The organism is Streptomyces telluris (assembly GCF_024519335.1).
Lineage (GTDB): Bacteria > Actinomycetota > Actinomycetes > Streptomycetales > Streptomycetaceae > Streptomyces > Streptomyces telluris.
The window spans coordinates 205,246-226,092 of sequence record NZ_JANIID010000003.1 but is presented as its reverse complement, the minus strand read 5'-3'; the positions used below and the strand labels follow the sequence as shown (position 1 = coordinate 226,092).

15 protein-coding genes are annotated in these 20,847 nt (G+C 73.4%); 3 read left to right on the top strand and 12 right to left on the bottom strand.

Annotated features, from left to right (window positions below; genetic code table 11):
• Positions 1–135: 135 nt before the first annotated feature.
• Positions 136–393, bottom strand: a complete 258-nt coding sequence (locus tag NQU55_RS05300; protein WP_256789899.1) for a hypothetical protein — start codon at positions 391–393, stop codon at positions 136–138.
• Between the two features lie 215 nt (positions 394–608).
• Between NQU55_RS05300 and NQU55_RS05295 the strand changes: the two genes are divergently transcribed.
• Positions 609–881 (top strand): WXG100 family type VII secretion target, encoded by a 273-nt coding sequence (locus tag NQU55_RS05295; RefSeq protein ID WP_256789898.1) that lies wholly within the window; start codon positions 609–611, stop codon positions 879–881.
• Between the two features lie 119 nt (positions 882–1,000).
• Here the strand turns inward: NQU55_RS05295 and NQU55_RS05290 are convergent, their stop codons facing one another.
• The 3 genes from NQU55_RS05290 to NQU55_RS05280 form a co-directional block, all read right to left on the bottom strand.
• Complete coding sequence (locus NQU55_RS05290) at positions 1,001–5,467, bottom strand: type VII secretion EssC family protein (protein ID WP_256789897.1); 4,467 nt, start codon at positions 5,465–5,467, stop codon at positions 1,001–1,003.
• Between the two features lie 112 nt (positions 5,468–5,579).
• Positions 5,580–6,446: an alpha/beta fold hydrolase gene (locus tag NQU55_RS05285; protein WP_256789896.1), complete on the bottom strand. Its 867-nt coding sequence runs from the start codon at positions 6,444–6,446 to the stop codon at positions 5,580–5,582.
• Between the two features lie 511 nt (positions 6,447–6,957).
• Positions 6,958–7,650 (bottom strand): iron-dependent transcriptional repressor DtxR, encoded by a 693-nt coding sequence (locus NQU55_RS05280; protein WP_030369085.1) that lies wholly within the window; start codon positions 7,648–7,650, stop codon positions 6,958–6,960.
• Between the two features lie 195 nt (positions 7,651–7,845).
• On the opposite strand from NQU55_RS05280, the gene NQU55_RS05275 reads away from it, so the two are divergent.
• Positions 7,846–8,601, top strand: a complete 756-nt coding sequence (locus tag NQU55_RS05275) for an SIS domain-containing protein (protein ID WP_168090706.1) — start codon at positions 7,846–7,848, stop codon at positions 8,599–8,601.
• Positions 8,602–8,635: 34 nt separating this feature from the next.
• On the opposite strand, the gene NQU55_RS05270 is transcribed toward NQU55_RS05275, so the two are convergent.
• A complete protein-coding gene (locus NQU55_RS05270) occupies positions 8,636–10,027 on the bottom strand; it encodes a PAS domain-containing protein (RefSeq protein ID WP_372504631.1) in 1,392 nt (463 codons plus the stop codon).
• A 411-nt stretch (positions 10,028–10,438) separates the two neighbouring features.
• Positions 10,439–11,149: a pyridoxamine 5'-phosphate oxidase gene (gene pdxH, locus NQU55_RS05265; RefSeq protein ID WP_168090704.1), complete on the bottom strand. Its 711-nt coding sequence runs from the start codon at positions 11,147–11,149 to the stop codon at positions 10,439–10,441.
• A 363-nt stretch (positions 11,150–11,512) separates the two neighbouring features.
• Between pdxH and NQU55_RS05260 the strand changes: the two genes are divergently transcribed.
• On the top strand, positions 11,513–12,631 hold the full coding sequence (locus NQU55_RS05260) for a citrate synthase 2 (protein WP_058045831.1): 1,119 nt from the start codon (positions 11,513–11,515) through the stop codon (positions 12,629–12,631).
• 132 nt (positions 12,632–12,763) lie between these two features.
• On the opposite strand, the gene NQU55_RS05255 is transcribed toward NQU55_RS05260, so the two are convergent.
• The 6 genes from NQU55_RS05255 to NQU55_RS05230 are packed head-to-tail and all read right to left on the bottom strand — an operon-like array spanning position 12,764 to position 20,785.
• A complete protein-coding gene (locus tag NQU55_RS05255) occupies positions 12,764–13,363 on the bottom strand; it encodes a TetR/AcrR family transcriptional regulator (RefSeq protein WP_168090703.1) in 600 nt (199 codons plus the stop codon).
• Positions 13,351–14,079 (bottom strand): enoyl-CoA hydratase family protein, encoded by a 729-nt coding sequence (locus tag NQU55_RS05250; protein ID WP_168090702.1) that lies wholly within the window; start codon positions 14,077–14,079, stop codon positions 13,351–13,353. The genes NQU55_RS05255 and NQU55_RS05250 overlap by 13 nt, the downstream gene beginning before the upstream one ends.
• 14 nt (positions 14,080–14,093) lie before the next feature.
• Positions 14,094–15,251, bottom strand: a complete 1,158-nt coding sequence (locus NQU55_RS05245) for an acyl-CoA dehydrogenase family protein (protein WP_168090701.1) — start codon at positions 15,249–15,251, stop codon at positions 14,094–14,096.
• Positions 15,248–17,452, bottom strand: a complete 2,205-nt coding sequence (locus NQU55_RS05240; protein ID WP_168090700.1) for an acetyl/propionyl/methylcrotonyl-CoA carboxylase subunit alpha — start codon at positions 17,450–17,452, stop codon at positions 15,248–15,250. Before NQU55_RS05240 ends, NQU55_RS05245 begins: the two co-directional genes overlap by 4 nt.
• Before the next feature lie 31 nt (positions 17,453–17,483).
• Complete coding sequence (locus NQU55_RS05235) at positions 17,484–19,082, bottom strand: acyl-CoA carboxylase subunit beta (protein ID WP_168090699.1); 1,599 nt, start codon at positions 19,080–19,082, stop codon at positions 17,484–17,486.
• The gene (locus NQU55_RS05230) at positions 19,079–20,785 is read right to left on the bottom strand and encodes an acyclic terpene utilization AtuA family protein (RefSeq protein WP_168090698.1); all 1,707 of its coding nucleotides are present in this window, start codon (positions 20,783–20,785) and stop codon (positions 19,079–19,081) included. Before NQU55_RS05230 ends, NQU55_RS05235 begins: the two co-directional genes overlap by 4 nt.
• Between the last annotated feature and the right edge of the window lie 62 nt (positions 20,786–20,847).

Genomic DNA, 20,847 nt, shown 5'->3' with positions numbered 1-20,847 from the left:
CCTCGGGCGGAGTCTCGCCGTCCACAAGGTGTCCGAACACCGCGATATGGCGATCGGCCAGCCTGAAGCGGCCGCGTGAACTATCGAAAGAAGGCATGTTCCGTCTCTCCGAGTGAGCCGGTCCGGCGACCCGGGTCACTTCTTCTGCTGCAGATCCTTGGCGTCCTGGGTGCACTTGGTCGCTTCGGCCCGTAGCTCCTTCGCCACGGTCTGGCATGTGGTGTTCCAGGTGTTCAGCTTGCCGCGCGTGTCGTCGGCGTTGGGGCCGGCCCAGGTCTTCATCGTGGTGGTGGCGTACGTGCGCGGCTTCTCGACCAGCGATTCGACGTGGTCGGCCAGCGAATTCAGCTTTCCTGCACGCTCGTTGAGCTCTTTGGCGTCCGGCTCAGCCATCCCTCAGTACCCCCCTGACCCACGAACCGTCAGCATAACCCCACGTCCAGACCGTCACGGGCGCATCTTCGGAGCCGTGTTCGATCACTATACGGAAGGCATTGTTCCGAATCGACGCGCAAGGCGACCGGGCCGAGCGTAGGAACACACGTGCGGTACCGTCCCTTCGAACACCCGGGCAGACCGCTTGCCCATGACTACGGGGAGGGATTTCCATGAGCGTGGACCACGGTGCCGATCTCAAGGCGCTGGAGCTGCTCTCCAAGGACTTCCACAAGAAGGCCGGCGACCTGGCCTCGATGATCAAGTTCCTGCAGACGCGCACCAGCGGCAGCAAGGACTTCTGGAAGGGCCCCGGCGCGGACCACTTCCGCGAGGAGTGGGCCAACATCAAGCCGACCTTCGACAAGTTCGTGGAGACGCTGAACGCTGCGAGCAAGTCTGCGAAGACGAGCCACGACAACATCCAGCGCGCAACCGCCCGCTGACGCCTCGTCGTCGCGGCACCACCGCGACGACGACGGCGACGGAATGCCCCCGCCCTGCATCGGGCGCGGGGCATTCCGTCGTTCTGGCGCTGCGGCACCCGGCCGGTCGCCCTGTCCGCTCAGCCTTCCAGCACTCCCTGCACCGGCATCGACTGACCGGCCCGCACGAACAGACCGTTTCCGGCGGTGGCGCCCCCTCCGCTGTTCGCGGCGAGGCGGACGCCGAACAGCTCGCCTTCGGACGGGCCCTGCGGCATCAGCAGCACGCCGTTGCGGGATTTGCGGGCCTCGACGACGAAGCCGCGGTACTGGCTCGCCAGGGAGTCGGTCGTGCCGGCGGCCAGGATGGCGTGGCCACCGTCCATGCCGCTGCGGACGACCTCCTCCAGCGCCTCGTCCAGCGCGGTGTCGTAGAGCAGTTCGGCGTCGTCGACCACCACGACGTACGGGCGGCCCTCGGCCTTCTCCGTCAGTTCCTCCAAGTCGCTGCTGGAGTCGTCCGCGCCCAGAACGCCCAGGACTCCGGGCTCGTCCGCCAGGTTACGGAGCGGGGACCGGCGTGGGGTGACGAGGACGAGGGGCGTGCCGATGCGCAGGAGGAGGCGGGCCGCCCCCATCAGCATGGTGGAGCGCCCGGACTTCGGCGGGCCCGCGATGACGAAGCCGGGGCCCAGTTCCTCGAGGTCCACGCCGACCGGCTGCAGTTCGTCGCCGCCGACGCCGACCAGCGCCCACAGCGGGGTCGGTGCGAAGTCCGGTGCCAGGGCGAACGCCTGGGAGGCGGTGATGCGGGCCGGGAGGGCGTCGACGCGCAGGGGGCGCAGCTCCTGGGGTGCCCGCGACCGGCCCCGGGCCGCCTCTTCACCGATGCTCCGCAGTGCGCCGACCTGCGCCTGACCGGAGGGGTCGTCGGCCAGGAGAGCGAGCTGGGTCTCCTGTACGCCGTCGTCCGTCAGGCGCAGCGCCCGCCCGGCGGGCATCTCGCCGGGCACGTCCCGGGAGCGGAAGCCCGCCGAGGCGTAGTCGCCGGGGTCCGCCAGGCGCAGGATCAGCTTGTCCGCGAAGGCGGAGGAGACGTGTCCGCCGAAGCCCGAGCGGTCCGCGGTCATGACCACCTTGAGTCCCACGGCGGAGCCCTCGCGGAAGATGCGCAGCATGGCTTCGATGAGGCGGCCGTAGTCGTAGTTCTCGAAGGCCGAGGTGAAGCCCTCCCAGCCGTCCAGGATGAGCACCATCCACGGCAGCCGGTCCTCGGGGCGTGCCGCCGCGGCGCGCTGCTCGGCGGCGCTGGAGATGCCGTCGGTGGCCAGCAACTGCTGTCGCCGTGAGATCTCGGCGAGGAGGCGGTCGATGAGGCGGCGTACGCGGTCGGGCTGGTCGCGGGTGACGACGGCACCGACGTGCGGCAGGCCCACCAGGGGCAGCAGGGCGTTGGATCCGCAGTCGACCGCGTAGACGTGCACGTCGGTCGGCGCCGCTGTCCGGGCCAGGGAGCCCGCCAGCGTGCGCAGGGCCGTCGAGCGGCCGGAGCGCGGGCCGCCGATGATCATCGTGTGCTCGCCGTGGACGAGGTCGAGGGCCAGGGGCGCCCGGCTCTGCAGGGCGGGGAGGTCGGTGAGGCCGTACGCGGCCGGGGCCACGTCCTGGTGGGTGGCCGCGGGCGCCGGCAGCTCGGCCAGGGACACCTGCGCCGGCAGGGGCGGCAGCCACGGGCTGCGGGGTTCGCCGAAGCCCATCCTGGCCGAGCCGTCACGGACGGCGTCGACCAGGACGGCCAGGTCGGTGACCATCGTCCCGTCGTCGTCCGCGCCGGACTGCTTGGCCAGGGGGCGGCCGTACGTGCTCCCGGCCAGCAGGGCCAGGGTCGCCTTGGGGCCGGAGCGCCCGTCGCTCGGGCGTCTGCCTCCGATCCGCGCCGACTGCACGCCCACCAGCGACTGCGCCCCGGAACGGACGTACGCCCGGCCCGGGGTCGCCTTCGAGATGGCTCCGGCGTCCGCGGCGTCGATGACGTCGAGGGACTCGGAGGCGTCGGTGACGCGGAGGGCGATCCTCAGGTTGGTGTTGGCCCGGATGTCGGCGCTGACGACGCCTGCGGGGCGCTGGGTGGCGAGCACCAGGTGGACGCCGAGGGAGCGGCCCCGGCGGGCGATGTCGACGAGGCCGGCGATGAAGTCGGGGAGCTCGGCGACGAGGGAGGCGAACTCGTCGATGACGAGGACGAGCCGGGGCATCGGTTCGAGGTCGGGGCGCAGGGCCCGGGTGTCGTTGTAGTCCTCGATGTCCTTGGTGCCGGTGGCGAAGAGGATCTCCTCGCGGCGTTTGAGTTCGGCGGCGAGGGAGGCGAGGGCGCGTTCGGTGAGGTGGGCGTCGAGGTCGCTGACCATGCCGACGGTGTGCGGGAGGCGGGCGCAGTCCATGAAGGCGCTGCCGCCCTTGTAGTCGATGAGGACGAAGTTGAGGGCGTCGGGGCGGTTGGCGACGGCCAGGGAGGCGATCAGCGTCTGGAGGAGCTCGGACTTGCCCGCGCCGGTGGTGCCCGCGACGAGCGCGTGGGGGCCGTCCCGGCGGATGTCGAGGAGGAACGGGCCGTCCGCGGCGATGCCGATCGGTGCTTCGGTGGTCGATCCACCGGCGCGCCAGACACGCTCGATGTGATCGCCGGTGGGGTCCGGCATGCCGAGGAGGGTGAGGAGGCGGGCGGCGGTGGGCAGGGCGCTGTCGGCGTCGTCGCGGCTGACGTCGCGGACGGGGGCTAGCGAGCGGGCGACGAGTTCGCACCAGTCGGCGCCGACCTGGTCGACGAGGACCTCGCCGAGGGACTCGAGGCCGGAGCCGCGCACGTGGGCGCGGGCGCCCGGCTGGGGCGGCCAGCAGACGGCGGCCCGGCACTCCTCGGGCAGCAGGCGCTCGTCCTCGTCGAGGCAGAGGGCGAAGATGCCGTGGCGGGGGCCTTCCTGGAGCAGCTGGGGCACGCCGGGGACGCGGCGCAGCAGGCGGGCTCCGTCCAGGACGACGAGGACGGAGGGGTCGGGGCGCAGGGCGGTGCCCGTGCGGATGCGTTCGGCCGTGGCCTTGCGCCGCTCCAGTTCGTTCAGGAGTTCGTTGACGCGGCGCGCGATGGTCTCGGCGTCGGTGCCGAGCAGTGCGACGCAGTCCTGCCCCTGCTGGGGGGCGGTGTGCGGGAGCCAGTGGGCCCAGGACCAGGCGGCGGCCGCCTCGGGGGTGGCCGAGAGCAGGACGAGGGAGAGGTCGCGGGGGCTGTGCAGGGCTGCGGCCTGGGCGGCGAGCCAGCGCGCGGTGGCGGTCGTACGGGCGCGGTCGCCGGATATGCCGACGACGCCGAGCTCCGCGTAGGAGAGCGTCGCGGGGACGTCGGGCAGCACGGGCGGGGCGGGGGGCTCCTCCCCGTACAGACCGCCCTGGGCGGGGAGGATCTCGATGTCGGCGGGCAGGTTGCCCATGCCCAGGCGCAGCTGCATCGCGTCGGGGTCGGTGTTCCTGCGCTCCCACAGCCTGCGGCGCGGGCCGGTGGCGAAGAGGAGGATCTCCGCCGGGTCGGGGCAGGCGTTCCTGCGGGCGCGCTGGTCCTCGGCGCAGAGGGCGGCCAGCTCGGCCTCGTAGGCGGCCTTCTCTTTCTTGTACTGCTTCATCGACTTGCGGTGCTTCTGGCGGCCCTCGCGGAGGTCGCTGAGCCACTGACCCAGCATCATCATCGGGCTCATCAGGCAGAACAGCAGGGTGTAGAGCTGCTTGGTGACGAAGTACATCCCCAGGCCGAAGAGGAGGGGGATGAGCGAGGCGATGAGGTGGAGGCGGGCGCGTTCCCCGCGGCGCGGCTCGCCCGGCACGGCGATCCGGGGGCGGGGGCGCAGCGGGGAGAGGCGGGGCGGCCGGTTGTAGGCAAGGCCGCCTTCGCCGGTGGGGGCGAGGTGGGCGTCGGGTTCGCTGGGGAGGCCGAGGACGAAGAGCGACGCGCCGGCCTTCAGGAGCGCGCCCGCCGGCCAGTCCTGCTGCCCGGTCACGGGCTTGTCGGCCAGAACGGCCTGTACGCCTTCCTGCGGCGTTACGGTGACCTTCCCCGCCACGTCGGCGGTGACGCGGAAGGCGAGGGGCGGCAGCTGCGGGTCGGCAACGGCCAGCCCGCACGTGGGGGCCGAACCGACCGTCAGGGCGCCGGCTCCCAGCCGGATCACGCGGCCGGCTCCCGGCCCGCCCGCGACGCGCAGTTCGAGGCGGCCGACGGGCTCGCCGGTGCGCAGGAACGGGCCGAGGGCGTCGTCGACGGTCAGCCGCATGCCGTCGCGCAGGAGGCCGGTGGCCGGGGCGTGCGGCTCGCAGCGCATGCCGTCGGCCCACAGGCTGGGCGCGCCCGCACCGGCCGCGGGCTTGCCGAAGGGGCCGCGGAGGGGGATGACGACCCCGGCTCCCGGCCCGGCGGCCGGCGGAGGCGCGGACGCGGGGCGCGAACCGAGCGCCTCGGCCAGCGCCTGCGCCACATCGGCGGCGGTGGCCGCGTCGTCCACGTCCACCATCACATCCTGCGGCTCGGCCCCCTCCCGAACAGCCGTCACCAGGACTCGCATGACTGGCTTCCTCCCCCTCGTCCCCGGACGCCGGCCCGAACAGATTTTCTGGCGCGTCGAGGCTATCTCGCCGGGGGCGGGGCGGTACGGGGACGGTGGCGCCGGCCGCTCCTCAGCGCAGCGCCGCCTCCAGGAACCCCTCCACCGCCTGCCGCCAGCCCTCCGGCTGGTCGTAGTGGACCAAGTGGCCCGCGTCCTGGATTTCGGCGTAGGTGCCGCGGGGCAGGACGCGGACCATCTCCTGGGCTTCGGCGCGGCCCAGTTCGCCGTCGGGGCCGCGGACGACGAGGGTGGGGCACCGGACGAGGGCGAGTTCTTCCCAGTGGGCGTCGTGGGCGTAGGTCTCGCGGGCCTGGAGCATCTGGCGGCGGGAGAAGGCGGGGCGCCAGCCGTCGGCGCGCTCGGCCATGATCTCGGCGTAGTAGTCCCCGCGGGCCGGGCGGGGGCGCTCCAGGGTGGGGTCGCCCTCGGCGAACCACTTGCGGACGTCGGCGAGGGTGGCGAAGGGGACCGGCCAGGACCTGAACCACTCGCCCCACTCCCGCTGCGTGGCGGCTCCCAGGGCGGAGGCCCGCATGTCGCAGATGACCAGGGCCCGGACGAGGTCGGGGCGGCGGGCCGCGAGCTGCCAGGCGGTCAGGGCGCCCATGGCGTGGCCGATGAGGACGGCGGGCGCCAGGTCCAGGCTCTCGATCGCGGCCTGGGCGTCGGCGATGTAGGCGTCGCGGGTGTAGGGGCCGTCGGCGGGGCGCTCGCTGCGGCCGTGGCCCCGCTGGTCGAGGGCGACCGCGCGGTGGCGGCCGGAGAGCCAGCGGGCGGTCTCCGCCCAGTGCGCGGCGCGGCCCATCAGGCCGTGGAGCAGCAGCACCGCGCCGGGAACGCCCGCCCCCTCCCGGCAGGGATGCTTGGGCGGATCGGCGAACTCCCAGGCCGCGAGCCGCACTCCGCCGCTCCCACTCACGTCGATACGCCGAACCATGAGCCCTGGCACCCCCTACTCTCCCCCGAGCAGCTTCACGATATAGAACTTACATTCGAATGCATGCTCATCGCGCGCAACACCCCTCGTTCGAGTGACCTCGGGGAAGGGTTGGCCGGCGGCACCCAGGGGATTAATCGACCTGGGCGCGGACCGCTCGGGGAAGAAGGTCCGCGGGGCGGACCCTGAGAGCTCGGGGCTCCGGGTCGCCACGGGGGTATATGGGGAGGCAGGGCCCCGGCTGCCCGGAAGGGCGCCGGGGCCCTTGTCACGCCCCACCGGCCTCATCGCGCTCTCCCTCCCCGGGACGGCGGCGTGCCGCGCATATGCGCGCCAGCGCCAGCGTGGCACGGCCGGGCCGCCCGCGGGTCCGTTACGCGGACTCCAGCCAGATTCAAGGGAGTTGACGCAGCACAAGGCGACCGGCACAGCAGGACGCCCCGCCGCGGGCCGCGGAGGCGGCCGTGTGCGACGGGGCGTCAGGCGAAACGGGGAGCCGGGCCGGGAGACCTCAGCGCTTGGCGACGAAGACGTGCGCCGCGATGTCCGGCTCCAGCTCGGTGGCCTCGCCGCTGCTGCCGACGATCACACCGCCCGCCGAATCCGTCACGCTGACCACCGCACCGGGCTGAACGCCCGCGCGCCGCAGCGAATACATCAGCTGGGCGTCCGTCTGGATCGGCTCGCCGATCCGGCGTACGACCACCGTCTTGCCGTCGGACCCGGCGTCCAGGTCCATCAGGCTGACCATGTCCTCATTGAGCAGCGGGTCCGGCTCGGCCTTCTCGCCCAGCTCCTCCAGGCCCGGGATGGGGTTGCCGTACGGCGACTCGGTGGGGTGGCGCAGCAGCTCCAGCACACGGCGCTCCACCGCCTCGCTCATCACGTGCTCCCAGCGGCAGGCCTCGGCGTGGACCTGCTCCCACTCCAGGCCGATCACGTCCACCAGCAGGCACTCGGCGAGGCGGTGCTTGCGCATCACGCGCGTGGCCAGCCGGCGGCCCTCCTCGGTGAGCTCCAAGTGCCGGTCGCCCGCGACGGACACCAGGCCGTCGCGCTCCATGCGGGCCACGGTCTGGCTGACCGTCGGCCCGCTCTGGTCGAGCCGCTCGGCGATGCGGGCACGCATGGGGACCACACCCTCCTCCTCCAGCTCGAGAATGGTGCGGAGATACATCTCCGTGGTGTCGATCAGTCCGGACATGCGTGCCCCTCGATAAGTCGTGCGCTGGCCCCTGAACCCAATTCTGACGCATACCGCCGACAACGGTGCCGCGTACGGCCGCTGCCCGCCCGCCGTATTGACAGGGCCCTGGTCCAGACCGCAACGTGATCCGCGCCACGAGCGTACGCCAGACCGTACGCGCCACCGGATCCCTATCTAAGGAGCCCCGCAGCGATGAGCGAGAACAAGCTGGCCGGGCAGTTCTTCGACGCCGCGATCGGGCTGCTGCAGCGGGTGCGCGACGAGGAGGCCGGGAACATCACGGCCGCCGGGTCCCTGCTCGCCGACACCGTGGCGGACGGCGGCCGGATCTTCGTCTTCGGCGCCGGCCACTCCTCGCTCCCCGCCCAGGACGTCGTCTACCGCGCGGGCGGCCTGGCCCTGATCAACCTCCTCGCCGTCCCCGGCGTCGTCGGCCTCGACGTCATGCCGGCCACGCTCGGCAGCGCCCTGGAGCGGGTCAACGGCCTGGCGGGCGCGGTCCTGGACACCAGCCCCGTCCAGGCCGGCGACGTCCTGATCGTCATCTCCCTCTCCGGACGGAACCCCCTGCCCGTGGAGATGGCCATGAACGCCCGCGCGCTGGGCGTCCGCGTCATCGGCGTCACCTCGCTCGCCTACGCCGAGCACACCCGCTCCCGCCACTCCTCCGGCACGTTCCTGAAGGACCACTGCGACCTCGTCATCGACAGCAAGATCGACATCGGGGACGCGGAGCTCACGGCGGACGGCATCGCGGCCCCCTTCGCCCCCGCCTCGACGGTCGTCACCAGCGCCCTGATGCAGGCGGTCGTCGCGGCCGCCGCGGGCGAGCTGGCCGCCCGCGGCATCGACCCGCCGATGCTGCGCTCGGGCAACGTGGACGGCGGGCACGAGTGGAACGGGCGGCTGCTGCGCGAGTACGGGGACCGGATCTTCTTCCGTCACTAGGCGCGCCCGCCCACCACCCGGCCGCCGGAGGCACCTAGGGCGTCGGCCCCGCCAAGTCCATCGACGCCAAGTCGATGGACGCCGCCACCCGGCACGCGATGTCCTCCGCGTACGTCGCGTCCGAGCGGTCGAAGGGGCGGCGCGACGGCCCGCGCAGGAACGTCACCACGCCGAGCGTCCGCCCGCGGCTGCGCAGCACCGTGGCCAGCGCGTGCACGGTGCCCTCGGGCCACTTGCGCGCCGTGGCCCAGGTCTCGGTGCAGTCGGAGGCCGCGCGGACGGAGCCGCAGCGCTCGACGGCCTGCAGGGCGGGGTGCCCGTCCGGATACGGCACCGGCAGGCCGCCGCGGCCCATGGCCGGGCAGGGCCCCGGGGTGCCGGCCGGCGTGGCGGTGGCTCTGACGAGCCGGACCGGGGGCTCGGGGGCCGGGAGCGGCTCGGGGAGCAGGTCGATCAGGGCGTGGTCGGCGAAGCCCGCGAGGGCGAAGTCCATGTAGAGGGAGGCCGCTTCCATGGGGTCCTCGCACTCGGCGACGGCGCGGCCGGCCCGGTGCAGCTGGCTGGCGCGGAACCGCAGCCGGGCGCTGTCCTGTTCGGTGAGCCGGGCGGCCGTGACGTCCAGGAACAGCCAGGCGACCCCCAGCGGCACCGGCTCCTCGGCCAGCGGCGACGCCAGCCGCAGGAAGCCGCTGCGCCAGCAGCGGCGCTCGGGCGGGGCGCCGCCCTGGTCGCGCAGGGTCACCCACAGGTCGGTGGGGGCGGGCGGGGCACCTGCAGCGAGGACGTGCTGGAGGGCGCCTTCGACCTCCTCCACGCCCTGGTCCAGCAGCTCGCCGAGCGGACGGCCGAGGAGGGCGGTGCGGCCGGTGCGCAGGGCGCGCGCGGCGTGGGCGTTGGCGAGGGCCGGGCGCAGGTCGGCGTCGACGAGCACGACGCCCCAGGACGCGTCCCCGAAGAGGGCCTCGCTGAGCGCGATGGAGCGCTCCAGGTCGATCTGCGTGTGCACTTCGCTGAACGCGCAGTAGACCCCGGCGGGCCGGCCGCCCGCGCCGGGCAGGGCCGACAGCTGGGTGCGCACCAGCACCCGCCCGCCGTCCTTGGTGAGCAGCGCGAACTCGTGCACGTGGCGGCCGGGCGACGCCATGGCCGCGTCCAGCCGGGCCGCGACCTCCGCGGCGTCGGCGGGCCGCACCGCCCAGCCGGCCAGCCCCTGCCGCCCGACGGCCTCGGCCGCCGTCCAGCCCAGTATCCGTTCGGCCTCGCGGTTCCAGTGGGTGACCGTGCCCTCGGCGTCGAAGGCGCACAGCGCGGTGTCCATGCCGTCGAGGAGCGCCGCCAGGAGGCCGGAGTCGTCGCTCTCGGCGGCTTCCACCGAAGCGGGCGCGGCGGCCGGGCGGGCCGGGCCTGACGTGTGTGGTGCGGTCACGAGGTACCCCCAGCTGGACGCGTCTGCATGTCCTGCACGACGGGTCATTCAACTCGACCGTGATGGGCACCACACCGACTTCGGGGAAATCGTTGCCCACCGGAAATTCGGTTGTCGCTCACACGCGCGCTTCCTAGGGTGGTGCGCACACGAGAAGGGAGGTGGTTCGGGACATGGTTTCATTCCGGACGCGTGAGGTGACTGCGGGCTAGCGCCCGTCGTCGCGCCAAGCGCAACGCCGGGGCCTCCCAGCTGCAGCTGAGGGGATGCGCCGGTCAATCCCGAGCAGTCACCCGATCCGTGGGCCGCCGAGTCGTCCGCTCGGCACCGCCGCGCCGCAGGGCGCGGCGGTAGCCGGCCCACGGATCGTCTGCGTTTTCCCGGCCGTTGCGGCCGGGTGCCGCGCACCGCCTACGGAGCGAGCCGCTCCACGCGCCAGGCGGCAGCCTCTCCGCCGGGCGCCTCCCGCACGTACCGCAGCCGGTCGTGCAGCCGGTTCTCGCGTCCCTGCCAGAACTCCACGCTCTCCGCGGTCACGCGGTAGCCGCCCCAGCCCGTCGGCACGGGCACCGGCTCCCCCTCGGGATAGCGGGCGAGCAGCCGCTCGTACGCGTCGTCGATCTCCTCGCGCGACGCGACGACCGCCGACTGCGCGCTCGCCCACGCGCCCAGCTGCGAGCCGCGCGGCCGCGAGTGGAAGTAGACGGCCGTCTCCGACGGGTCCACTCGCTCGGCCCGGCCGGCGACGATGACCTGACGGCCGATCGGGTGCCAGGGGAAGAGCAGCGAGACGTACGGATTGCCCGCCAGGTCCGCGGCCTTGCGCGAGCCGTAGTTGGTGTAGAAGACGAAGCCCCGCTGGTCGTAGCCCTTGAGGAGCACGGTCCGCGAGCCGGGCCGGCCCTCGGCACCGACCGTGGAGACCACCATGGCGTTGGGCTCCCGCAGCCCCGCTGCGAACACCTGCGCGAACCAGATCGCGAACTGCTCGTACGGATCGGGGGCGAGGTCCGCTTCCAGGAGGCCCTGGGAGCGGTACTGCTCGCGCATGGCGGCGGCATCCAGCGCACCGCCGTGGAACTCGGGAGCGGGGAACTCGTCGGCGTGGGTCACGCGGCCCATCCTGTCAGCAAAGGCCCGCGAAACGCCCCGGGGCAGCAGATGAACCTGCCCTCAACCGGCCCTTCGTAACCCTCCCGTGGGTAAAACCCCCACTGTGCCGGACATCACCTTTCGCCGCATGTGGCGAACCCCCCAAAATCGCAGGGCGGGAAGCTGTGGAACCCGCACATCACCGGCTATCGTTTCCGGCCGGAATCCGGAACGAGCCCGCCCGTCAGGGGTCCGGGCGCGGAACCGGGTGAAGGCCCCCTCCGCACGGGGCATGACCCGGATGACCGGTGACGGACCACGAGTCGCACCGAGCAGCCGCGCCCGACCGGGCCCGGCGCCCCAGCTGTCGCACACATCATGAGGAGCCGCCTGATGTCCGACTTCGTACCCGGACTCGAAGGAGTCGTCGCGTTCGAGACGGAGATCGCCGAACCCGACAAGGAAGGCGGCTCCCTGCGCTACCGAGGCGTCGACATCGAGGACCTGGTCGGCCAGGTGTCGTTCGGCAACGTCTGGGGCCTGCTGGTCGACGGCTCGTTCAACCCCGGCCTGCCGCCCGCCGAGCCGTTCCCGATCCCCGTCCACTCGGGGGACATCCGCGTCGACGTCCAGTCCGCGCTCGCGATGCTCGCCCCCGTGTGGGGCCTGAAGCCCCTCCTCGACATCGACGAGGCCACGGCCCGCGACAACCTGGCCCGCGCCGCCGTCATGGCCCTGTCCTACGTGGCCCAGTCGGCGCGCGGCCAGGGCCTGCCGATGGTCCCGCAGCGCGAGATCGACAAGGCGGAGACCGTGGTCGAGCGCTTCATGAAGCGCTGGCGCGGCGAGCCCGACCCCAAGCACGTCAAGGCCGTCGACGCCTACTGGACGTCCGCCGCCGAGCACGGCATGAACGCCTCCACCTTCACGGCCCGCGTCATCGCCTCGACGGGCGCCGACGTGGCCGCGGCGCTGTCGGGCGCGGTCGGCGCCATGTCCGGCCCGCTGCACGGCGGCGCGCCCTCCCGCGTCCTCGGCATGATCGAGGAGATCGAGCGCACGGGCGACGCCACGGCCTACGTCAAGCAGGCCCTGGACCGCGGCGAGCGCCTCATGGGCTTCGGCCACCGCGTCTACCGGGCGGAGGACCCGCGCGCCCGCGTCCTGCGCCGCACGGCCCGCGAGCTGGCCGCCCCGCGCTACGAGGTCGCCGAGGCCCTGGAGAAGGCGGCCCTGGAGGAGCTCCACAATCGCCGCCCCGACCGGGTCCTGGCCACGAACGTCGAGTTCTGGGCGGCCATCGTCCTGGACTTCGCGGAGGTCCCGGCGCACATGTTCACGTCGATGTTCACCTGCGCGCGCACGGCTGGCTGGAGCGCACACATCCTGGAGCAGAAGCGCACCGGCCGCCTGGTCCGCCCCTCCGCCCGCTACATCGGCCCGGGCCCGCGCGACCCGCGCGAGGTCGACGGCTTCGCGGACATCACGGGTACGGCGGCGGTAGCGGGCTGACGCCGCTTCCCCCTGATCGCCGAAGGCGGTTGCGCGGACCCCACCGGCCGGCGCAGCTGCCCGCACGGCCGGGCGGCCCCGGGATCCGGGGCCGCCCGGCCCTCGTCCGTCGCCACCGGGGGCGCGGCTGCCTCACAGCAGGTCGCTGAGGACGCCCGTCCAGTGGCGGATCACGCGGTCGCGTCTGGCGCTGTCGTCGGTGAGCAGGGTCGCGAGGCCCAGGCCCCGGCACATGTCCAGGAAGCCCTGGACCGTTTCACGCACGCCCGCGCGGCGTTCGTCGGCGCCGAGGAGCTCCAGCGCCATCCGGTGGACCTCCCGGCCGACCCGCGCCTCCAGTTCGGTGACCCGGGCCCGCAGCGCGTCGTCGTGGGCGGCGGCGACCCACAGTTGCAGGGCGGCGCGGAACAGCGGGCCCGTGAAGAGGTCCACGAGCTGGCCGACGGCCAGGTACGTACGGGCCGGCCCGATGATCAGCTGCACCTGGGGCAGCAGGCCGCGCACGGCGGCCGAGCGCTGCTCGGCCACGTACTCCACCGCGGCCGTGAACAGGTCCTCCCTGGTGCGGAAGTGATGCTGGGCGGCCCCCCGCGAGACGCCCGCGCGCTCGGCGACGACGGAGACGGTCGAGCCGGCCCAGCCGTGCTCGGCGAGGCAGGCGATGGCCGCTTCGAGGAGCCTTTGGCGCGTGGCGCGGCTGCGGTCCTGCTTGGGGAGGCTCAGCGCGTCCATTCCGGCTCCCTGCGCTCAAGGAAGGCGGTCATGCCCTCGCGGGCCTCGGCGGAGCCGAAGAGCCGGGCGGACAGCTCGGTCAGCCGGGCCGTGTCGCGGTCGAAGGCCCGCCGCACGTCCGCCGTGACCAGGGCCTTGGACTCGGCGAGCCCCTGGGGCGAGCCGCGCCGCAGCCCGTCCAGGACCGGTCCGAGGTCCTGCTCCCCCGCCGTGACCAGCCCGATCCGTACGGCCTCCGCCGCCCCGAACCGCTCGCCGGTCAGGTAGTAGCGGGCCGCCGCCCGCGCGTCCAGCCGCGGCAGCAGCGGCAGGGATATGACGGCCGGCGCGAGCCCCAGCCGGGCCTCGGTGAAGGCGAAGGAGGACGCCTCCCCCGCCACGGAGATGTCACAGGACCCCAGCAGCCCCAGCCCGCCGGCGCGCACATGGCCGTTCACCCGGGCCACCACCGGCTTGGGCAGCTCCACCACCGCGCGCATCAGCCGTACGAGGGCCTGCGGCCCGTCCGTGCCCGTCTCCCTCAGATCGGCGCCCGAACAGAAGGTGTTGCCCGCATGGGTCAGCAGGACCGCACGCGTACCGGCGTCCTCCGCGGCCTCCGCCAGGCCCTCCAGCAGCTCGGCGACCAGCCGGGAGGACAGGGCGTTGCGGTTGTGCGGCGAGTCCAGGGTCAGCGTGGTGATGCCTTGCTCCGAGGAGCGGTGGACCAGTTTCACGTATGCCGCCTTTCTCAGTACGACTTGGGCAGGCCGAGCGTGTGGTGCGACACGTAGTTGAGGATCATCTCGCGGCTGACCGGGGCGATCCGCGCCACCCTCGACGCCGTGAGCAGCTGGGCGAGCCCGTACTCGGAGGCGAGGCCGTTGCCGCCGAGGGTGTGCACGGCCTGGTCGACGGCGCGGACGGCGGCTTCGGCCGCGGCGTACTTGGCCATGTTGGCGGCCTCGCCCGCCCCCATGTCATCACCGGAATCGTAGAGATGGGCCGCCTTCAGCATCATCAGCCGGGCGAGCTCGACCTCGATGTGCGACCGGGCCAGCGGGTGCGCGACGGCCTGGTGCGCGCCGATGGGCTCGCGCCACACCGTCCGCGTACGGGCGTAGCCGACCGCCCGGCCCAGGGCGTAGCGGCCCATGCCGATGGCGAAGGCGGCGGTCATGATGCGCTCGGGGTTGAGACCGGCGAAGAGCTGCAGCAGGCCGGCGTCCTCGTCGCCGACCAGGGCGCCGGCGGGCAGCCGCACGTCGTCGAGCGTGAGCTCGAACTGCTTCTCCGGAGCGGCGAGTTCCATGGCGATGGGGGTCCTCACGAACCCGGGGGCGTCCCTGTCCACGATGAACAGGCACGGCTTGAGCTTCCCCGTCCGCGCGTCCTCCGTGCGGCCCACGATCAGCGTCGCGTCGGCGACGTCCACGCCGGAGATGAAGACCTTGCGGCCATTCAAGATCCATCCGCCGTCCGTACGGCGGGCCGTCGTCCTGATGCGGTGCGAGTTCGATCCGGCGTCGGGCTCGGTGATGCCGAACGCCATCTTCGTCGTCCCTGCGGCGATCCCGGGCAGCCAGTGCCGCTTCTGCTCCTCCGTGCCGAAGCGGGCGATCACCGTGCCGCAGATGGCGGGCGAGACGACCATGAGCAGCAGGGGGCAGCCGGCGGCGCCCAGCTCCTCCAGGACGATGGCGAGCTCGACCATGCCGCGGCCGCCGCCCCCGTACTCCTCCGGGAGGTTGACGCCCAGATAGCCGAGCTTGCCGGCCTCCTCCCACAGCTCGTCGGTGTGCTTGCCGTCGCGGACGGCGGCGGTGACGTACTCCCTCCCGTACCGCTTCCCGAGGGCGGTGACGGCGGCGCGCAGATCCTGGTGTTCCCGGGTCTCGACGAGACTCATGACAACGGCTCCTTCGGATCCTCGATGACGACGGCGAGCAGGGCGCCGACCTCGACCTGGCGGCCGGGGGCGGCGTGCAGGGCGGTGAGCGTGCCGGTGGACGGAGCGACGATGCGGTGCTCCATCTTCATGGCCTCCAGCCAGAGCAGCGGCTGGCCCCGCTCGACCGCGCACCCCTCGTCGACCCCGTCCGCGAGGCGGACCACCGTGCCCGGCATGGGAGCCAGGAGGGAACCGGGAGCCGCGGGCACGGCGCCGGGGTCGGGGAAGCGGGGCAGGGGGGTGAACGCGTGGGCGCCCGACGGTGCGTCCACGTGGACGCGGTCGCCGTATGCGGACACGGCGTACGGGGTGCGCAGGCCGTTCACCTCCAGGACCACGTGGCCGCGGTCCGCCTCGACCAGCCGGATGCCGTTGGCGCCTTCGGCCTCCAGGCCGTGCCGGGTGAGGCGGTAGCGCACGGTGTGCACGGTGCCGTCCGGCTCCGAGCGATAGCGCTTCTCCTGCGGCCGGGAAGGGAGATTGCGCCAGCCGCCGAAACGGGAGCGGCCTTGCGCGTCCGCTACGGCCGCGGCGAGGGCGGCGACTTCGGCGCCCTCACCCCGCCGTGCCGTCAGTTCGGCCAAGTGCCGTTCATAGAAAGAGGTATCCATACCCCCGGCGGCGAATTCCTCGTGCCGAAGCGACCGCACGAGGAGCTCGCGATTGGTGACCGGCCCATGAATACGGGCGCGCTCCAGCGCGTGCGCCAGCAGCCGGACGGCCTCCGGCCGGGTGGGAGCCCAGGCGATCACCTTCGCGAGCAGCGGGTCGTAATACGGGGTGACCGTGTCACCTGCTGTGACCCCCGCGTCGACCCGAAGCCACCCCGCGCCTGCGGCGCGGCTTTCGGCCCACCCGCCCACCCGTTGAGGTATGGCGGATTGAGAAGTGCCCACGCCAAGGCCATCGGGATCGCCGGCCGTTGGTGGGATGCGGCGGGAGGGGGTGGGGGCGCAGGGGTGGGGGTCCGGGGCGCTGACGTGTATTTGCGGGCCCGATGCGGCAGGGAGTTCCGCTGCGTCGCCGGGCACGGGCCCGTAAATATACGGCCCCGGACCCCCACCCCGGAGCCCCCGCACCCGGCCCCGAAACGCACCCGCACCCACCCCCGTACCCGTACCCGCACCCACCCTCACCGACAGCTCCCGCACCACCCCCGTCTGCGGCCGCCACCCCGCCCCCGGATCCTCCGCGTACAGCCGGGCCTCCACCGCGTGCCCCGACGGCTCCGGCGGTTCGGCGTCCAGCGCCGCCCCCTCCGCCACCCGGATCTGCAGTGCCACCAGGTCCAGCCCGTACACCGCCTCCGTCACCGGATGCTCCACCTGCAGACGCGTGTTCATCTCCAGGAAGAACGCCTGCCCGTCCTTCACCAGGAACTCCACCGTCCCGGCCCCCACGTACCCGACGGCCCGCGCCGCAGCCGCCGCAGCCTCCCCGAGCACCCCCCGCAGCTGTTCCGGGAGCCCCGGTGCCGGCGCTTCCTCGATCACCTTCTGGTGCCGCCGCTGCAGCGAGCAGTCGCGCGTCCCCAGCACCCGTACGCACCCGTGCGCATCGGCCAGGACCTGCACTTCCACGTGCCGCCCGCCTTCCACGTACGGCTCGACGAAGACTTCGTCGTCGCCGAAGGCGGCCATGGCCTCCGCCCGTGCGGAGGCGAGCTCGGACTCCAGCAGGGCGGGGTCGCGTACGACGCGCATCCCGCGCCCGCCCCCGCCCGCCGCGGCCTTAATGATCAGCGGCGCCTCCCCGGCGGACGCCGCCGGCACCGGCACCCCCGCCTCCGCCATGATCCGCTTGGCGCGCGTCTTCGAGGCCATCGCCTCGATCGCCCCGGGCGGCGGCCCGATCCACACCAGCCCCGCCCGCTCCACGTCCCGGGCGAACTCCGCGCTCTCGGAGAGGAACCCGTACCCCGGATGCACGGCGTCCGCGCCCGCGGCGAGCGCGGCCCGCACCACGGCGTCCCCCCGCAGATAGGTGTCCGCGGCGGCGACCCCGGGCAGCCGCACCCCCGCATCGGCTTCCCGTACGTGCAACGCGCCGGCGTCGGCGTCCGAGTACACGGCGACGGTACGAATGCCCAGCTCCCGGCACGTGCGGAAGACCCGGCAGGCGATCTCACCGCGATTGGCGACAAGCAGTGACCCGATCACGCGATCATCCCCCTCACCCTCACTCTCACCCTCACATCCGAAAGACCCCGAACCCACCCCGCACGCCCTCGACCGGCGCCGTATGGATCGCCGACAGGCACATCCCCAGCACGGTCCGCGTGTCCCGCGGGTCGATGACGCCGTCGTCGTAGAGCCGCCCGGAGAGGAACGCGGGCAGGGACTCCGACTCGATCTGCTGCTCGACCATGGCCCGCAGCGCGGCGTCGGCTTCTTCGTCGTACGCCAGCCCCTTGGCCTGCGCCGACGTGCGGGCGACGATCGACAGGACCCCGGCGAGCTGCTGCGGTCCCATGACGGCGGCCTTGGCGCTGGGCCACGCGAAGAGGAACCGGGGGTCGAAGGCCCGGCCGCACATGCCGTAGTGCCCGGCCCCGTAGGAGGCCCCCATGAGCACCGACAGGTGGGGAACCCTGGAGTTCGCCACCGCATTGATCATCATCGCGCCGTGTTTGATGATGCCGCCCTGCTCGTAGGCCTGCCCGACCATGTACCCGGTGGTGTTGTGCAGGAAGACGAGCGGCACGTCGCGCTGATTGGCCAGCTGGATGAACTGCGCGGCCTTCTGCGACTCCTCGCTGAAGAGAACACCTTGCGCATTGGCGAGGATCCCCACGGGATACCCGTGAAGACGAGCCCACCCGGTGACCAGGCTGCTCCCGTACCGCGCCTTGAACTCGTCGAAGTCCGACCCGTCCACCACGCGGGCGATGACTTCGCGGGGATCGAAGGGCACCTTCAGATCACCCGGCACGATGCCGAGCAGCTCCTCCTCGTTATAAAGAGGCGGCTCGCCGACGCCCGGATCAGCGTGCGCCTTGCGCCAGTTGAGCCGCGAAACCACACGCCGCGCCGAACGCAACGCGTCGAGCTCGTCGACGGCGAAGTGGTCGGCGAGACCGGACACGCGCGCGTGCATCTCCGCACCGCCCAGCGACTCGTCGTCGCTCTCCTCCCCCGTGGCCATCTTCACCAGCGGCGGCCCGCCGAGGAACACCTTCGACCGCCCCTCCACCATGATCACGTGATCCGACATGCCGGGGACGTACGCGCCCCCGGCCGTCGAATTGCCGAACACCACGGCCACGGTGGGGATCCCGGCGGCCGACAGCCGGGTCAGGTCCCGGAACAGCCCGCCTCCGGGGATGAAGATCTCCTTCTGGCTCGGCAGGTCGGCGCCGCCGGACTCGACGAGCGAGACGACGGGCAGCCGGTTGGCGAACGCGATCTCGTTCGCCCGCAGGGCCTTCTTCAGGGTCCAGGGGTTGCTGGCCCCGCCGCGCACGGTGGGGTCGTTGGCCGTGATGACGCATTCGACGCCCTCGACCACCCCGATGCCGGTGACGAGCGAGGCGCCCACCGTGTGGTCGCTCCCCCACCCGGCCAGGGGCGAGAGCTCCAGGAACGGCGTGTCCGGGTCGATGAGCAGCTCCACCCGTTCGCGTGCGAGGAGCTTGCCCCGCGCCCGGTGCCGGGCGACGTACTTCTCCCCGCCCCCGGCCAGGGCCCGCGCGTGCTCCGCCGCGAGCGCGTCGAGCCGTTCCAGCATCGCCGTCCGGTGGGCGGCGTACTCCTCGCCCGACGTGTCGAGCCGAGAGACCAGCGCCGTCACAGCAGCACCTCCGGTATGTCCATGTGCCGGGCGCGCAGCCACTCGCCCAGGGCCTTGGCCTGCGGGTCGAAGCGGGCCTGGGAGGCGACGCCGGCGCCGAGGAGCCCGCCGACGGTGAAGTTGAGGGCGCGCAGGCCCGGGTAGACGTGGCGGGTGACGGGGAGCCGGGCGGTCTCCGGCAGGAGCCGGCGGAACCGCGCTCCGGTGAGCTCGTGGGCCAGCCAGCGCCACGCCGCGTCCGTGCGCACCCACACGCCCACGTTGGCCGAGCCGCCCTTGTCGCCGCTGCGCGCCCCGGCGACGAGGCCGAGCGGGGCGCGCCGGACGGGACCGCGCGGCAGCGGCTCGGGCAGCACGGGGGGCTCGGGCGGGGGCTCCCCCTCCGCGGCCGCGGGTACGGCGGGCACCCGCAGCCGCGTCCCGTCCGGCAGCACCGCCGTGTGCCGGACGGCGTACGCGTCGACCGCCGCGGCCTCGAACACGCCGTACGGGGAGCCGCGGCCCGGCGGCGCCGTGACGTGGAAGCCGGGGTAGCTGGCCAGGGCCAGCTCGACGGCCGCGCCGCTGACGGCGCGGCCGACCGCCTCGGGGTCGGGGTCGCGCACGACGAGCCGCAGCAGGGCGCTCGCCTCCTCCTGCACCTCCGCATCGGCGTGGTCCGTGCGCGCGAGGGTCCACCGGACCTCGGCGGGCGGGCGCTCGCCCAGCGCGTCCTCCATCTGCGCCCGTACGAGGGCGGCCTTGGCCTCCACGTCGAGGCCCGTCAGCACGAACACGACCTCGTTGCGCCAGCCGCCCACGCGCGTGAGCCCGACCTTGAGCGTGGCCGGCGGGGCCTCGCCGCGCACGCCGCTGATCCGTACGCGGTCCGGGCCGTCCTGCGCCAGCCGGACGGTGTCCAGGCGGGCGGTCACGTCGGGGCCCAGGTAGCGCGGGCCGCCCGTCTCGTACAGGAGCTGGGCGGTGACCGTGCCCACGGTGACGGCGCCGCCCGTGCCAGGGTGCTTGGTGATGACGGCCGAGCCGTCGGCGTGGATCTCGGCGAGCGGGAAGCCGGGGCGGCGGACGTCGTGCTCGGTGAAGAAGGAGTAGTTGCCGCCCGTGGCCTGCGTGCCGCACTCCAGGACGTGCCCGGCGACGACCGCGCCGGCCAGCCGGTCCAGGTCCCCGGCGAGCCAGCCGAAGTGGGCGGCGGCGGGGCCGGTGACGAGCGCGGCGTCGGTGACGCGGCCGGTGACGACGATGTCCGCGCCCGCGCGCAGGCAGGCGGCGATGCCGGCGCCGCCGAGGTAGGCGTTGGCCGTGAGGACGTCCGGGCCCCACTCCCGCTCCTGCAGCAGGTCGTCGCCCTCGACGTGGGCGACGCGCACGTCGGCGCCGACGCGGCGGGCGAGGGCGCGGATCTCGCGGGCGAGGCCGCCGGGGTTGAGTCCGCCCGCATTGGCGACGATCTTCACGCTGCGGTCGGCGGCGAGGCCGAGGCTCTCCTCGAGCTGGCGGAGGAAGGTCCCGGCGTAGCCGCGGGCGGGGTCCTTGAGGCGGTCGCGGCCGAGGATGAGCATGGTCAGCTCGGCCAGGTAGTCGCCGGTGAGGACGTCGAGGGGGCCGCCGGTCAGCATCTCGCGGAGGGCGCCGAAGCGGTCGCCGTAGAAGCCGGAGGCGTTGCCGATCCGCAGCGGGCGTAAGGGTTCGGGGTCTGTCACTGTGTGCCGCTCCCTCGGGAGTTCGTCAGGACGGACAGAGCGTGACAGCGCCCGGGAAAACA

Coding starts and splice junctions, on each gene's coding strand:
- NQU55_RS05300 (WP_256789899.1), bottom strand. CDS start 393: ATGGCTGAGCCGGACGCCAAAGAGCTCAACGAGCGTGCAGGAAAGCTG.
- NQU55_RS05295 (WP_256789898.1), top strand. CDS start 609: ATGAGCGTGGACCACGGTGCCGATCTCAAGGCGCTGGAGCTGCTCTCC.
- NQU55_RS05290 (WP_256789897.1), bottom strand. CDS start 5,467: ATGCGAGTCCTGGTGACGGCTGTTCGGGAGGGGGCCGAGCCGCAGGAT.
- NQU55_RS05285 (WP_256789896.1), bottom strand. CDS start 6,446: ATGGTTCGGCGTATCGACGTGAGTGGGAGCGGCGGAGTGCGGCTCGCG.
- NQU55_RS05280 (WP_030369085.1), bottom strand. CDS start 7,650: ATGTCCGGACTGATCGACACCACGGAGATGTATCTCCGCACCATTCTC.
- NQU55_RS05275 (WP_168090706.1), top strand. CDS start 7,846: ATGAGCGAGAACAAGCTGGCCGGGCAGTTCTTCGACGCCGCGATCGGG.
- pdxH (WP_168090704.1), bottom strand. CDS start 11,149: ATGGGCCGCGTGACCCACGCCGACGAGTTCCCCGCTCCCGAGTTCCAC.
- NQU55_RS05260 (WP_058045831.1), top strand. CDS start 11,513: ATGTCCGACTTCGTACCCGGACTCGAAGGAGTCGTCGCGTTCGAGACG.
- NQU55_RS05255 (WP_168090703.1), bottom strand. CDS start 13,363: ATGGACGCGCTGAGCCTCCCCAAGCAGGACCGCAGCCGCGCCACGCGC.
- NQU55_RS05245 (WP_168090701.1), bottom strand. CDS start 15,251: ATGAGTCTCGTCGAGACCCGGGAACACCAGGATCTGCGCGCCGCCGTC.